Source organism: Rhizobium sp. C104 (genome assembly GCF_022354505.1).
Classification (GTDB): Bacteria; Pseudomonadota; Alphaproteobacteria; order Rhizobiales; family Rhizobiaceae; genus Rhizobium; species Rhizobium redzepovicii.
The window spans coordinates 239002-252576 of record NZ_CP092355.1 but is presented as its reverse complement, the minus strand read 5'-3'; the positions used below and the strand labels follow the sequence as shown (position 1 = coordinate 252576).

Genomic DNA, 13575 nt, shown 5'->3' with positions numbered 1-13575 from the left:
AAGCTGTCGAGAGTGCCCTCATTCGCCGGCTGAACCGCCATCTCGACAGGCTGCAGGACAAGCTTGGAAAACCAGTCCTGCTTTCCGAGCACTGACTGCCATCGATCGTGACCCGGATGGGGAAGACCTTGGGCTTCGGGCGGAGCCTAGGCGACCGCTATGTGGGCAGCATGAGGGACGCTTCACAGATGCCACCGCCAGGATAGGGACACTCCCTCTACTACTAGCCCACAATGACTAAGGGCGCAGTCGGTGAAGACCACGCCCAGCCAAATTCCGTTTAGACTCTCCAAGTGCCATGGTAAGGCCATGGGCTCGCAACACCATTGTGCCACCACTCAGCGAGTTACTATGTTATAGGGACAAGAGACTCGCATTGCAAGGGGGGACCAGGTGTCCAGCATCACCAAGCGGCATGTGCCGACATCACAGCTCCTCGGTGAATACCTGACCTTCGTCCCCACCCCTCAGCAGGTGGACCACTTCAGGGTAGACATGCGCACCCTCAACCCCACGCTGCTGCGCGACACCATCCGCGAAGGGGTACAGGTCCGGGCCCTGCAGCAGATACCCATACATGACCAGAGGCTCGTGATCCACAGGATCTATACCCGCAAGGTCAAGGAATTCTCGGCAATCTATCCCTTCGTGTTTGCCGTCGAAAACGCCTTACGGTCGGTTCTGGCCGATTACCTGGAAGAGCGCTTCGGGCGGATGGACTGGTGGACCTTGATCCGCAATGCTTGGCAGCATGGACAGACCTATGCCGCCTTCTCGAGCATCCTGGGAACGACCGTCAACCCTGCCTTCGTCAAGGCAGTGTGGCGGGTCTTCGACACCATGACCAACCAGCAGCAAGCCAGCCTTGCAGGCAATGACAAGAGTGACGAGTTTTACTACTGCCTTACACTGGGTGATCTGTGGGCGATCATGCAGGGGGACTGGCCGCTTGTCCGCGACATGTTCGCGCCGGACGCCGCCCTCGGCTTTACTTTCACTAAGACCCTCTTCGTCGATACGATGCGGATCATCAAGGACACGCGCAACGAACTCTTTCACAGCAACCCGATCAAGGACCGCAAGAAAATCGTCGAAGCCTGCGAGCGCATCCTGAACGGCCTGCAGTTCCATCTCGGCGACTACGACCACGATCTCAGCGTCGCCCAGTATGTCCGCGTACCGTCGAGCGTTGCCCGGACCCACCGCCATGTCATCCCAGCTCGGTAGCCAGCGAAATTGCAGACCCGCCATGGTGGGCCTGCAAGGCTGTCTGTCAATCAGCATCCAAAATTTGCACGCCGAAACACACTTACGGATTTCCGCCGCGATCACCGCCGATTCACCCTCCGCGCCGCCTTGGATGTTGGCGTTGAGGCCAGCAGGTTGGTCTGCAAGGTAATGATGAGCCCGTTGATCTGTTCGATCTGGTGAGATCGTTCTCTCGCAGCTAAACGGCCACATCCTTTAACCAGTCTATGACTGCGTGGCTTTCAGCAACCCATCCGAAGTTTTTGTCGACAACGTCCAGCATCGTTTCAGTCGCGCGCGGATCATACGTGGCCACGCCATCTGTGATCACCACTGCCGGGTAATGCAGCTGATAGGCTTGTCGGGCCGTGTCTTCGACACAGCATTCGGCCATGACACCCGTTATGACAACGCCGTCGATCTTAAATTCCCGTAGCATCGCGTCGAGCCCGGTTCCAAGGAAACCACCATAGCCGCGCTTCATTAGCTGGATTTCATTGTCGTTGGGTGCGAGTTCGTCGATGATTGCACAGCAGTCCCGTACTGCATCGATATCGGCATAGTGACGGAGATGACCGGGCCGGCATCCTTTGATGTCCTCGGCAAGTCCCCGCGCCCAGGTGAACTTGTCTTGCATACGCTGGTAAGGGTCGTTTTCGACGCCTATCCACTTTAAAAACACGATCGGCAGCTCGCGCGCCCTGAAGGCATCGATCAGGCGCTGTTGCGGGAGAATGTGTCAATCGGCTTGGTAACGGGACCCCTTATCGGCTCCCAAAAGTGACCCCTGCCTCTGGTTGCATAGGGTCAGCGCGCGTAGGCCCGGAGCTTTTCATTTAGCGCAGGGGCCTGCGGGCGCGGGTTGGTTGTCTTTTCGGCTTTAGCTTTGAGAGCGGTTTTTGAAGCGCCAGGATTCATTTCCGGTTTCCAGGATCTCGCAATGGTGGGTGAGCCTGTCGAGAAGAGCGGCGGTCATCTTGGCGTCGCCGAACACAGCGGGCCATTCTCCGAAGGCTAGGTTGGTCGTGACGATGACCGACGTCCGCTCGTAAAGCCTGCTGATCAAATGGAAGAGAAGCTGGCCGCCGGCCTGAGCGAACGGGAGATAGCCGAGTTCGTCCATGATGACGAAGTCGAGCCTGGTGATGAAGTCGGCAAGCCGCCCCTGTTTGCCATTGCGTGCTTCTGTCTCAAGCCGATTGACGAGATCGACAACATTGAAGAACCGGCCCCGCGCTCCGTTGCGGATAAGAGCACGGGCAAGCGCGATGGACAGATGGGACTTCCCTGTGCCGGTCCCGCCGACCAGAACAACATTGTGTTGCTCGGCGAGGAACGCCCCGGTCGCGAGCTGGCGCACTAACCCTTCATTGACCGGTGTATCGGTGAAGTCAAAGTCGTTGATATCCTTGGCCAGCGGCAATTTGGCGATGGCGATCTGGTATTTGATCGACCGGGCCTGCTTCTCAGCAATCTCTGACTGCAACAAGTCACCGACAATACGGGGCGGTTCATGCTGGCGTTTGATGCCGGAAGCCATTGTCTCGTCGTATGCGCTGCGCATGCCAAACAGCTTCAGCGTGCCCATCATGTCGAGGATTTGGGATCGTTCCATATCAGCTTGCCCTCCTGAGGCTGTCGTAACGTGCGCAATCGGCCAGAGGCTCATGGGTCAGGCGAAGCGCATCGGGAATGGAAAGGATGGCGGCCGGTTGCGGATCACGCTTACGGGCCAGAATGTTGATGATGACGGCGGATGAGAACACGCCCTGATCGAGCGCCTCCTGGCAGGCTGCTTCAACGGTGGGAAGCCCGGCCTCACCGACACATTCCAGGATCGCCACCATCTGCCGGTCGCCGTCATGCATGGCCTTCAACCGGCGGCGCACCTTCTCCATGGCGGCGGGCAAAACCCAGTCATGGAACGGGGCGCCGTTGCGTAGGGCTCCCGGCTTGCGGGTCAGGACCGGAACGTAATGCCATGGATTATAGATCGTCTCGCCGCGGCCGAAGCAGCGGTCGTGCTGACCGATCTCGATGCCATCTTGCCGGATGACGATGCGGTCGGCATAGGCATGTACCTCTGCCGGGCGACCGACCGCGGTGGACAGCACCGAGTATTTGTTGTTGTCGAAACGCACGAGGCAGGTCTTGCCGATCGAGGCCTGGACGGCGTGGAAGCCATCGAACTTGCCGGGATAACTGATCATATGCGGCCGCTCCGCATCGAACACCTCCCAGATCGTGTGCTCCGTCTGATCGACATGCTTATGGGCGCGGGCATAGCTGATGCACTTGTCCAGCAGCCAGCCGTTCAGCTCATCGTAGGATTTGAAGCGCAGACGTGGGGTGAAGAAGCGCTCTCTCACCAGATTGACCTGGTTCTCGACCTGGCCCTTCTCCCAGCCGGACGCCGGCGTGCAGGCCACCGGCTCGACAAGGAAATGGCTGCACATCTGCAGGAAACGACGGTTATATTGCCGTTCCTTGCCAACGAAGACCGTCTCCACCGCCGTCTTCATATTATCATAGATGCCGCGCGTGCAGGCTCCGCCGAAGAACGCGAACGCCTTGTCATGGGCGTCGAAGACCATCTCCTGCGTCTCTCGCGGATAGGCCCTCACAAACATCATTCGGCTGTGGCAAAGCCGGACATGAGCCACCTTCACCGTTGTCGTCACGCCGTTCAGTACGACAATCTCGTGGCTCCAGTCGAACTGGTAGGCTTCGCCGGGCGCGTAATAAAGCGGGACATAGGCTTCCGCCGTCACGGCCCCGCGCTCTTTCGACCATGTCCTCGCATAACGCCGAACGGTGTCGTAACCGCCTTCATAGCCGAGGTCGCGTAAATCCTCGTATATCCGGATCAGCGTCAGGCGCTCGCGGGAAGCCTTGGCCTCATTGGCAAGCAATATCCGATCGAGTTGTTCGCGCCATGGTCCGAGCTTCGGCTGAGGTTGACGGGCTCGCTCGTATTTGAACTCCGTCTCATCGGTGCGCAAAACCTTCCGCACCACTTTCCGCGATATGCCCAACTCCCGGCAGATCGCCTTGATCGACTTGCCTTGCACATGGGCCAGCCGTCGTATCTTCAGAATTGTTTCCACAATAAGCATCCAAACAAAAAGCCTCCGATGAAACCGGAGGCTGTTGTAACCCCATCGCAGATGGGGGTCCCGTTTGGACGCCGATCACCCCAAATGCGGGGTCCTTATTCCATGCCTAATCACAGAATTCGTCACGTTGAGGAAGATCTGTTCGTCTCCAAACACGGTGTATCCGCCGCCCAAGCCCTTTTCCGTTGCGTCTGCTGCCTCGAAGAATTTCTGCGCGACGGTGGCGTTAAGGCTGTCTTGGTGAAACCGCACGACAACAAAGCCCGTCTTACCTGTTGTGTCATTGAGGCGAGAGGCAAGGACGCTATATTGGCGGAAGACGTAGCCCAGGGAGCCGGCAAGCCGATCAGCCGCGGTGTTGTCAAGATCCCCCTCGGTCTGAAGTGACGCATTGGTTTTCAGGAGATACCCGCCGGGCGTCACCTCTGTCTCCAAGGTCGCAGGGTCGATACCATTGGCTGTTACGATCTTCGGCACGATCTCTTTTAGCACTTCGGCTGAAAATGCCGCTCGATCATCATAACTGGCCTGGGAAAGCCGCGGCAGATGGAAACCTGCGGAGGGCGTCGCCTCGTAGGACAGAAGCACCTTTTGGTCTGCAAGCGCCGTATTCTGGAACGCAAACGGGATGATGGCAGCCAGAACGGCTGCTCTCAATGTGGTTCGCAACACGCCGGCTCTTTGGGCGAAAAATCTGCTTTGCATGCCTTGTAGTCCTGGTTGAACGTTGCAATGTTTTGTTGTCGATGACGATGTTGAAGATCACCTGTTGAGGGCTGACGGCGCTGTTCCTGCCATGGTGTGAGGAGCCAGAAGCTCTTTCAATGGCAGTGCCGATACCGGCGCGAAGAGATTTCGATAGTGAAGCTCGGCGCATTTCGATTGGAGTTCCTTGTCCGTGCCGTCTTCGAAATGGTCGTCGAGGAGCAGGGAGCGATACTCTCGAGCGAGCAACCTCGTTTCAAGATCGTCGCGCAGTGCGGAAAGCCGGAAGAATTGGCGTAGCCTGCCCATGGTGTCTCTCCGATTAGGCGGCGTGATGAACGCCGGCGTTTGATGCCGACATCAGTTTGTGGATTGCCCGCAGCACGTCCGACGGCGAGGCAAAGTGCTGGCCGTCGAGGTCATGAACATGAAACTTCACGGCGATGAACTTCAGCAGGTCCTTGTCTGGAACGACGATACCGACCGGAACGCCGGCGTATTCGATCACCTGTTTGGCCATTGCGATCATCCGATAAAATCGGCCCTCTTGCGAAGTGCACTCGGCGGAGGCACGTTATAGTCTATTAATTTTATAGACTATATAAGAAGGAGATACGGGAGACCATTCCCATCGATGCCAACTTCTCCCTGTAGTTTGAGAAAATATTTCTAATTTGAGAGCGTGCGGCTTTCGGGCATGGGTCTAAGTGGCACCCAGACCTTGATTTCCGACGGCGTCAGCATCAGCAAACAAATTATTCTTTTCCAACGCAAAAGAAATTCTGCCTTCCGGCCAGCCACATCCTAAGGATAACTGAACGGGCCGCGGCGACTGCATAATTCATAGTGTGCAGAATCCTCTGTACGTCCAAAAAGACGCGCAGCACCGTAGTCCCGAGCAAGGCAGCGCAGGCGGACACGTTATTCATGCAAAAGCGACTTATCCTTACGGCTGGTATCAACAGTACCGGATATCTTGCCGATTCCTGGCGCCATGTCGGCGGTTCGCCACTCGTCTTCGCGGAGTTCGACCATTATCTGCGCACGACCAGGATTGCCCATGCCGGCACTCTTGATGCGGTGTTCTTTTCAGACCATCCGGCGCTCGGCGCCGATCCTGCGCAGCGGCCACTGCACAGCTTCGAACCGCTGACCCTGTCGACGGCGCTTGCTGTTGCCGTGCCAGATATCGGCTTCGAGATTACGGTTTCCTCCACCTACAGCGCGCCCTATGATCTGGCGCGCCGGCTGGCGACCCTCGATCACATTTCTGGCGGCCGCGTCATCTGTAATATCGTCTCGTCCTTCAACCCTGCCGTCGCGGCGAACTATGGCTCTGCACCTTTGCCGCCGCGCGAGGCGCGCTACAGGCAGGCACATGAATTCATGTCGGTGGTCGGTGCGTTGCTGGACAGCTGGGAGCTGCGTCGGCCAGCCGATCCACAGGCTGGGCTTTGGGATCGGGATTTTGCCCGTCCGATCGGGCACAGGGGCGAATTCTACAATGTCGCCGGGCCGCTCAACGTGCCTCGCGACCGGCAGCGGCGCGCCCTCATCGGCCAGGCGGGAGCCTCCGGGCCGGGGCTCGATTTTGCCGCGACATATGGCGAGATCATTTACTGCTCGCTGCTGTCGCTATCGGCGGCTCGCGCCTTTCGTGACGAGCTCCATAATCGGGCCATCGCGAAGGGGCGTGACGTCGACTCTTTGCGGGTTGTTCCCGGACTGGTTCCGATTATCGGGCGCAGCCGGGAAGAGGCGTTGGAGCGGCACGAGGCGGTGTCGGGCACAGGCAGCGAGGAGGGGCTGTTGCGGCGCTTCGCCAGGGATGCCGGGATCGACTATGGCGCGCTTGATCCCGATGCGCCGGTCTCCGGCGATCTCTTTAAGACGACGGCCGATCAGCAGCGCCCGGCAGGTTTCTCGCAGGCTCTGGCCGAACTTGCGCGCCACGAGCGTATCACGCCGAGGCAATTCGTTCGGCGCATGGAGGGAGGCCACAGGCTCGTGGCCGGCACGGCTGACGATGTCGCGGCCGACATTATCGCCTGGTGGCGTTCTGGCATCGTCGACGGTTTCAACATCCAGGCTCCGGTCCTGCCCGACGATCTCTCCGACTTCGTCGAACAGGTAGTCCCACGCCTGCAGGATGCCGGCATATTCCCGCGGCATTATGAGAGTGGAAGCCTGCGGGAGCGCTTCAGGCTGACGCAGGAAGCATCATCATCAGATCGTTATCTCAAGGAAAGCGGCAGCGCATGAGCGGCAGATTGGACATCGTCGATATTCATACTCACCTCTGGCCGCGAGAATGGGGCCATGATGGCGCCAGGCGCCTTTCCTCCGGGCTTTCCGACGATAGCCTGAGGAAGGTCGTCGATCCGGCCGCGCTGCTCGACGAATTCGAGGCGGCGGGTGTATCGCTTGCGGTGTTGAGCACGACGGTTGAAAGCCTGTTCGGCGTTGCGGGATCGATCGATGCCGAGGTGATCTCCAATGTCAACGATTGGCTGGCCGGACTGGTTAAGGCCAATCCTGGGCACCTTGCGGCATTGGCGACCGTCGATCCTTTTTCAGGCGAGATCGCTGCGCGCGAGGCAGAGCGAGCGCTTGGCGAACTCGGCCTGTCAGGCCTCGTCATCGATTCTTCCCGTGACGGCAAATTCCTGGGCGACGCCAGTGTGCGGCCGACACTTGCGGTCGCAGCCAGGTTCAAACGACCGGTCTTTGTGCATCCGGTCAACGCACCGCAGGCGGATATTCTGATCGCAGGCGCCGGCAAGCTTGGTAACTCCCTTGGCCGTGGGCTGATGAACGGCGTCGCCTTCCTGTCGGTGTTGGAGAGCGGCCTGCTGGACGAATTTCCCGACCTCGATTTCGTTTTCGCGACCCTTGGCCTCGGCGCCATCGTGCAGGCATCACGCGGCGGCCGTTACTCCCGGCAGAACCGCGCCGAGGGCCGTAGGCCGAATATCTATTTCGATACGATGGGTGACGATCCCTCGATCATCGCCATTCTCGCGGAATTCTTCGGTCCCGACAGAGTGCTTGCCGGAACCGACTGGCCGATCCTGCCATCGCTTTCGCAACAATCCCTGGGCAGGAGTTTCAAGAGGGCCGGCCTCGACGCGGCGGCGCAGGCGCTTATTGCTGGCGGCAATGCGCGACGGCTTCTCGGCCGCGCCGACCGGTAGATCGACGGTTCGGCAGATGCTCGATCGTTGCAGCGATCCGGAGACAGGCTCGAAACGCTGACAAGCTTTGCTTTCAAAGAACGATAGAAAATCTGCCTTTGAGTTAGAGGGCTGTACAGGGATCATCCGGACAACGGGGCATGGGGCTCCGTCCGCGGCCTGCCGTGTTTGTGCTTTCGGAGCAGCCTATGTCGATCAATCGCCGCCAGTTCAACCAATTGCTACTCGCAAGCGGGGCGGGCCTCGCGATGGTCGGCGTGCCTCGTTTTGCTGAAGCGGCCGCTGAAACACCGGTCAGGGGTGGTACGCTCAATTGGGCCTATTATCCCGACCCGAGCGCACTGATCGCCATCAACACGTCATCGGGCACCGGTCAGGCGATCGGACCGAAGATCAATGAGGGCCTGTTCGATTTCGACTACGACCTCAATCCGATCCCGCTGTTGGCGACGGAATGGTCGGTCAGCGACGATCAGCTGCGCTATACCTTCAAACTCCGCGAGGGCGTGAAATGGCATGACGGCGCAGACTTCACCGCTGCCGACGTGGCCTTTTCGATTCTTCGGTTGAAGGAAGCCCATCCCCGCGGCCGCATCACCTATCAGAACGTGACCGCGGTCGAGACGCCCGATCCGCATACGGCGATTGTCGTCCTCTCCAAACCCGCGCCTTATCTGATCACGGCAATCAGCAGTTCGGAATCGCCGATCGTACCGAAGCATGTCTATGAAACCTTCAAGCCGGAGGAACAGCCCAAGCTTGCGCAGACGATCGGAACCGGACCGTTCATCCTCAAGGAGTGGGTGCCGGGCAGTCATCTGATCTTCGACCGCAATCCGAACTATTGGGACGAAGGCAAGCCCTATCTCGACCGGGTCGTCCTTCGCGTCATCCTCGATCCCTCGGCTCGCGCTGCCGCGCTCGAAACCGGTGAAATCGACATCGGCGCCAACCCGGTGCCCCTGTCGGACATAGAACGCCTGAAGGCCAATCCAAACCTGGTCGTGGATACGACGACCTACGCCTATTCCGGCCCGCAGCAGCAGCTGTTCTTCAACTATGAGAACGAGATTCTCACCAAGCGCGAGGTTCGGCTGGCAATCGCCCATGCCATCGATCTGCAGAAATTGCTGGATATTGCGCTGTATGGCTATGGCGCCGTTTCGCCGAGCCCAGTCAGCACCGCATTGCCGAAATGGTATGATCCGAGCATCAAGGCCCGGACGCCAGATCCGAAACTCGCAGAAAAACTGCTCGATGAGGCCGGCTATCCCAGAGGCGCAAACGGCAGCCGTTTCAAGCTTCGCCTCGCCTATAACTCTTTCCTCACGCCTTCTTACGCCGACTTCATCAAGCAATCCCTCGCCGTCGTCGGTATCGAGGCGGAGATCCTCAAGTTCGATCTCGCGACCTACCTCAAGACCGTTTACACCGACCGCGCATGGGATCTGGTCATCGAATCTCTTTCGAACACCTTCGATCCGAGCCTCGGCGTCCAGCGCGCCTACTGGTCGAAGAACTTCAAGATCGGCCTCGTCTTCTCCAACGCCAGCCACTACGTCAATCCCGAGGTGGACCGGCTTCTTGAAGCGGCGGCAGTCGAGCCCGATGAGGCGAAGCGACGCGACCTCTGGTATCAGTTCCAGCGCATCATTCACGAGGATGTTGTCTCCGTCGATCTGGTCGCGGCCGGTTCACAGATCATTGCAAGCAAAAAGGTCAGGAACTTCGCGCCGGGTGCGCAGGGCATCAACAACAGCTTCGGCCAGATATGGCTCAGCCCGGAGAGCTGATGCTGGTGACCATGCGATGACGCGGGTGGAGAGACGTCGTCCACGTCTCTCCACCCGCCCCAATATCTTTCAAAGATCAACATCAATGCGTGATGGAGGTCCAGCGTGACCCAGAAGACAATCTCCCGAGACACATTCCGCAACTGGCTCGCAGACGGTGAGGAGCTGGCGGTGTTCGACATCAGAGACCCGGCAGCTGTCGGCTATGCGTCGCCTCTCTTCGCCACCAATTTGCCGGCCGAACTTGTGGAAAGCGAGATCGGCCGCTTCGTCCCGCGCACCGTCGTGCGCACCGTTCTTGTCGATGGAGGCGATGGCGCCGCTATCCTGCTTGCCGAAAATCTGGGGAAAGCAGGATGGGCGAATGTCTTCGCGCTCGATGGCGGCATTCCCGCCTGGACGGCGAAAGCAGAGGCTTCCCTTCCGACATTCGACACGCCAGGCGTCGATTTTTCGCTTGCAGTGCGAGACGAAAGGAACACGCCGGTCATCTCGGTTGAAGAATTGAAGCGCTTGCGCGATGCCGGTGAAGACGTCGTCGTCATCGATACGCGCACTGTTGCCGAATTCAGTCGCGATCATGTCCCCGACGCGGTCAGCGTGCCGGGTGCGGAGTTGCTATTGCGCTTCAAGGACGTCGTGCCGTCGGATAAGACCAAGGTCGTCGTCTCCTGCGCCGGCTTGCCGCGCGCAATCCTCGGCGCCCAGACGCTGATCGACGCGAAGGTCGCCAATCAGGTCTCCTATCTGCATGACGGGACGAAGGCCTGGACCGGCGCCGGCCTGGAACTCGAAACCGGCAGGAGCCGTGTCTACGGCGAGGCAAGCCCAGCGGCGCTCGATTTCGCGCGCGCGCATCTCCAGACACTGAGCGCCGATGACCGTTTTCCCGAGATCGATGTCGCCACCGCCCGCAAGTGGGCGCACGATCCCGGCCGAACGACCTATCTTCTTGATGTGCGCACGCCCGAGGAGTTCGAGAAGAGCCATCTCGACGGGACGCTTTCGTCGGAGGGCGGCCAGTTGCTCGGCGTCGCCTACCGCACCATCGCCGTTCGCGGTGCGCGCGTCGTCCTCATCGACGACCCGCTTGGGGTGCGGGCGCGCACCGTTGCGCATTGGCTTCAGCGCCGTGGCTTCGAAATCGCAATATTGCTGGTTGATTTCTCGGCTCAGCAGCTGAGCGCAGTTGCTTGATGTGAAATTCAGGGGAGCTTGCAAAAGCGAGGTCTCCGCAGCGGTTCGCTGGGAACCATGCGAACGGCTGAAACCGCCGCAATCCCCAGCCTTCGTCAGATCCCCGTCGCCGCCAAACGTGCAAGGGCATTCTTTGCGGCGATCGTTCTGATCATATGGTTCTGTGGCGCGTGCGAGCGGGCGGTCATGGCATCGCGATGCTGGCGTTCGAGCTGGAAGTCGCGGTTCAGACCGGGATTGCCGGCCAGGTCGAGGGCCAGGCTCGTTACGGCGACGCTATTGTCGATGACGACATGGCGAACGTTCATGCCATCCATGCCGACGGCCCTGCCGGCATCGACATCTTCGCCGAGCGATCTGAGCAGTCTGGCGCTGGTCGCGAGCCGGACTTCGATCTCGCCCAGTCCGTCCTGGATGCGGGGCACCGTCGCAATCGGCGCGCCGAGGCTTGCCGGCGTATGGCGGGCGGCAAAGGACAACACCCGGTCGCGCGCGGACAAGGCAACGCCGTGATAGACGGCGCCGATCAGCGAAAAGAAGAAGGCCGTCGCATGCTCTTCACGCCGTATCGGTTCCGATGCGGGCTGCGCCTCGATCACATCTGAAAATGGGATGACGACATCGTCAAGAATGATGTCGTCGCTGGCCGTCGCATGCATGCCGGCCGCGTTCCAGGTTTTTTCTATCTGCAGGCCGGGACTGTCGGTCGGGACGAGGAAGGACGCCAGACGTGGCTCCGGCTCATCGGTGAGCGCCAGCAGCGATACCCATCTCAAGATCGGAATACCCGTGACGTAAGTCTTGCGACCGGTGATCCGCCAAGTGTCGCCGTCGCGCCTGGCGACCGTTTCGGGAAGCGCTCCATGGGCGGGCGAGCCGATGCGAGGTTCGGCCTGAGCGGCGTTGATGAGGGCAGGCCCGAGACGATTTGCCGACAAGACCCGCTGTGCCAGATGGTTCGGCCAGTTTCCGAAGCGGCGCAGGCTGTAGTGACTGTTGTAGTGCATGGCGAGCACCAGTGCGGTCGAGGGTTCGCCACGAGCGATCTCGCTGATGACGGCCTGTGCTTCGACCAGACCGCCGCCATGGCCACCATGTTCTCTGGCCGTCACGAGGCCGAGCAGACCGGCCTCGTAGAGATGGGTGAAGTTTTCGAAGGGAAACTCCCCCGTCGCATCGAAATGGGCCGCGCGCTCGGCAAAGTCGATGGCCAGCCGCCGCGCCTTGCCGACGGGATCGATTGCTTCCTGCAACATGGTCTTACACGCCTTTCTTCTCAGGCTACGGCGCGCTTGGCGAAAGCTTCGAGATGACGGCGATCGACCCACTCGGCAACATCGAAGTCGGCAGCGAGGAAGCCGAAATCGCGCAGGAAATCCTGGTAGTGGCTGACGGCCTCGACCAGTTCGGGCTGCAGACCGAGGCCGAGGTGGCGGTGAACCTCCGCACCATTGGCGGCGAGCACCTGTTCTTCGGTCGCGCCGGCTTCGCGGGCGACGAAACGACGTGTCTCTTCCGGATGCGCTTCAGCCCAGGCGCTGGCCTTGAAGATCGATTCCAGCAGCCGGTGAACCAGATCGGGACGTTCTTCGGCAAGCAGCTCGTCCACGGTCAGCACACGAGGTGAGCCGGAATTGATGCGGATCTTCGGATCGGGATGGAAGCCGAATTCGGCGACCTGAACGGCGCCGACCAGATTGGCAACGTTAATGCCCGCCGTTCCCTTGACGTAGATCGCATCCACCTCGCCGCGAATGAGCGAAGCGATTTCCTCGCCATATGCCTGCCGGCGCTTCAACCCGAAGAGAGAAGGGCTCTCCTGGCTCGCAAGGACGGAATCGGCAAGCGCGATGTCGACGACCTCGACGTCTGCAAGCTCCAGCCCTTCAAGCGAAAGAGCGGAGATGAGGCCCTTCAGCGCGGTCGCCCGCATGAAGTCGACAATGCCCTCCGGGCGGCGGGCGATGCCGAAGCGGCGGCCTTTGAGATCCCTAGTGCTCTTGATGCCGGTCTGCGGCAGCGTGATGATCGCCTGGAACTCATCCGTCCAGGTAATGCCCACCAGTCGGGTTTTGCGGCCTTCCGATCGGGCGCGGATCGGGGGCACGTTGCCGCCATGGCGGAATGACCAGTCGAGCGTGTGGTTGAAATGGCTCTGGCGGATGCTGCGATCGGGCGAGTCGATGATCGATCTCAGCGTCACGCCTTCCTTGCGGAAGTTCTCCTCGAGATAGCCGAGCTGTGCGGCAAGCCCGACGGGCGTCGGCACCGGGCAGCGGGTATACCAGATTTCCGAAATGGCATTGCTCGTCATGATCGTCC

Annotated in this window: 13 protein-coding genes; 5 read left to right on the top strand and 8 right to left on the bottom strand. The window is 59.9% G+C overall.

What is annotated here, in order from left to right; translation table 11 throughout:
* Window positions 1–393 precede the first annotated feature (393 nt).
* Entirely contained in the window at window positions 394–1227 is an 834-nt protein-coding gene (locus MF410_RS35775) for a hypothetical protein (protein WP_239621339.1), read from the top strand.
* A gap of 220 nt (window positions 1228–1447) precedes the next feature.
* Here the strand turns inward: MF410_RS35775 and MF410_RS35770 are convergent, their stop codons facing one another.
* The 6 genes from MF410_RS35770 to MF410_RS35745 all read right to left on the bottom strand — a co-directional run bounded on the left by MF410_RS35770 (window position 1448) and on the right by MF410_RS35745 (window position 5589).
* Complete coding sequence (locus tag MF410_RS35770; RefSeq protein ID WP_239621338.1) at window positions 1448–1930, bottom strand: cysteine hydrolase; 483 nt, start codon at window positions 1928–1930, stop codon at window positions 1448–1450.
* Between the two features lie 198 nt (window positions 1931–2128).
* The gene (gene istB, locus MF410_RS35765; RefSeq protein WP_222135253.1) at window positions 2129–2863 is read right to left on the bottom strand and encodes an IS21-like element helper ATPase IstB; all 735 of its coding nucleotides are present in this window, start codon (window positions 2861–2863) and stop codon (window positions 2129–2131) included.
* A 1-nt stretch (window position 2864) separates the two neighbouring features.
* A complete protein-coding gene (gene istA, locus MF410_RS35760; protein ID WP_222135254.1) occupies window positions 2865–4364 on the bottom strand; it encodes an IS21 family transposase in 1500 nt (499 codons plus the stop codon).
* A gap of 75 nt (window positions 4365–4439) precedes the next feature.
* On the bottom strand, window positions 4440–5069 hold the full coding sequence (locus MF410_RS35755) for a hypothetical protein (RefSeq protein WP_239621337.1): 630 nt from the start codon (window positions 5067–5069) through the stop codon (window positions 4440–4442).
* A gap of 57 nt (window positions 5070–5126) precedes the next feature.
* Entirely contained in the window at window positions 5127–5378 is a 252-nt protein-coding gene (locus tag MF410_RS35750) for a hypothetical protein (protein WP_239621336.1), read from the bottom strand.
* A 13-nt stretch (window positions 5379–5391) separates the two neighbouring features.
* The gene (locus tag MF410_RS35745) at window positions 5392–5589 is read right to left on the bottom strand and encodes a hypothetical protein (protein WP_131646839.1); all 198 of its coding nucleotides are present in this window, start codon (window positions 5587–5589) and stop codon (window positions 5392–5394) included.
* Between the two features lie 407 nt (window positions 5590–5996).
* Here MF410_RS35745 and MF410_RS35740 point away from each other — a divergent pair, with 407 nt between their 5' ends.
* From MF410_RS35740 to MF410_RS35725, 4 genes are all read left to right on the top strand, one after another.
* Window positions 5997–7331: an NtaA/DmoA family FMN-dependent monooxygenase gene (locus MF410_RS35740; protein WP_239621335.1), complete on the top strand. Its 1335-nt coding sequence runs from the start codon at window positions 5997–5999 to the stop codon at window positions 7329–7331.
* Complete coding sequence (locus MF410_RS35735; RefSeq protein WP_131646840.1) at window positions 7328–8263, top strand: amidohydrolase family protein; 936 nt, start codon at window positions 7328–7330, stop codon at window positions 8261–8263. Before MF410_RS35740 ends, MF410_RS35735 begins: the two co-directional genes overlap by 4 nt.
* Window positions 8264–8451: 188 nt before the next feature.
* On the top strand, window positions 8452–10056 hold the full coding sequence (locus tag MF410_RS35730; RefSeq protein WP_239621334.1) for an ABC transporter substrate-binding protein: 1605 nt from the start codon (window positions 8452–8454) through the stop codon (window positions 10054–10056).
* A 105-nt stretch (window positions 10057–10161) separates the two neighbouring features.
* Window positions 10162–11253 carry a rhodanese-like domain-containing protein gene (locus MF410_RS35725; protein ID WP_115156491.1) on the top strand — a complete coding sequence of 364 codons (1092 nt, stop codon included), beginning with the start codon at window positions 10162–10164 and terminating at the stop codon, window positions 11251–11253.
* A gap of 95 nt (window positions 11254–11348) precedes the next feature.
* Here MF410_RS35725 and MF410_RS35720 read toward each other — a convergent pair whose 3' ends face one another.
* Both MF410_RS35720 and MF410_RS35715 read right to left on the bottom strand, forming a co-directional pair.
* Complete coding sequence (locus tag MF410_RS35720) at window positions 11349–12509, bottom strand: acyl-CoA dehydrogenase family protein (RefSeq protein WP_105008761.1); 1161 nt, start codon at window positions 12507–12509, stop codon at window positions 11349–11351.
* Window positions 12510–12529: 20 nt separating this feature from the next.
* The gene (locus tag MF410_RS35715; protein WP_131646842.1) at window positions 12530–13567 is read right to left on the bottom strand and encodes an ABC transporter substrate-binding protein; all 1038 of its coding nucleotides are present in this window, start codon (window positions 13565–13567) and stop codon (window positions 12530–12532) included.
* Between the last annotated feature and the right edge of the window lie 8 nt (window positions 13568–13575).

Coding starts and splice junctions, on each gene's coding strand:
- MF410_RS35745 (WP_131646839.1), bottom strand. CDS start 5,589: ATGGCCAAACAGGTGATCGAATACGCCGGCGTTCCGGTCGGTATCGTC.
- istA (WP_222135254.1), bottom strand. CDS start 4,364: ATGCTTATTGTGGAAACAATTCTGAAGATACGACGGCTGGCCCATGTG.
- MF410_RS35740 (WP_239621335.1), top strand. CDS start 5,997: ATGCAAAAGCGACTTATCCTTACGGCTGGTATCAACAGTACCGGATAT.
- istB (WP_222135253.1), bottom strand. CDS start 2,863: ATGGAACGATCCCAAATCCTCGACATGATGGGCACGCTGAAGCTGTTT.
- MF410_RS35715 (WP_131646842.1), bottom strand. CDS start 13,567: ATGACGAGCAATGCCATTTCGGAAATCTGGTATACCCGCTGCCCGGTG.
- MF410_RS35735 (WP_131646840.1), top strand. CDS start 7,328: ATGAGCGGCAGATTGGACATCGTCGATATTCATACTCACCTCTGGCCG.
- MF410_RS35750 (WP_239621336.1), bottom strand. CDS start 5,378: ATGGGCAGGCTACGCCAATTCTTCCGGCTTTCCGCACTGCGCGACGAT.
- MF410_RS35755 (WP_239621337.1), bottom strand. CDS start 5,069: ATGCAAAGCAGATTTTTCGCCCAAAGAGCCGGCGTGTTGCGAACCACA.
- MF410_RS35730 (WP_239621334.1), top strand. CDS start 8,452: ATGTCGATCAATCGCCGCCAGTTCAACCAATTGCTACTCGCAAGCGGG.
- MF410_RS35720 (WP_105008761.1), bottom strand. CDS start 12,509: ATGTTGCAGGAAGCAATCGATCCCGTCGGCAAGGCGCGGCGGCTGGCC.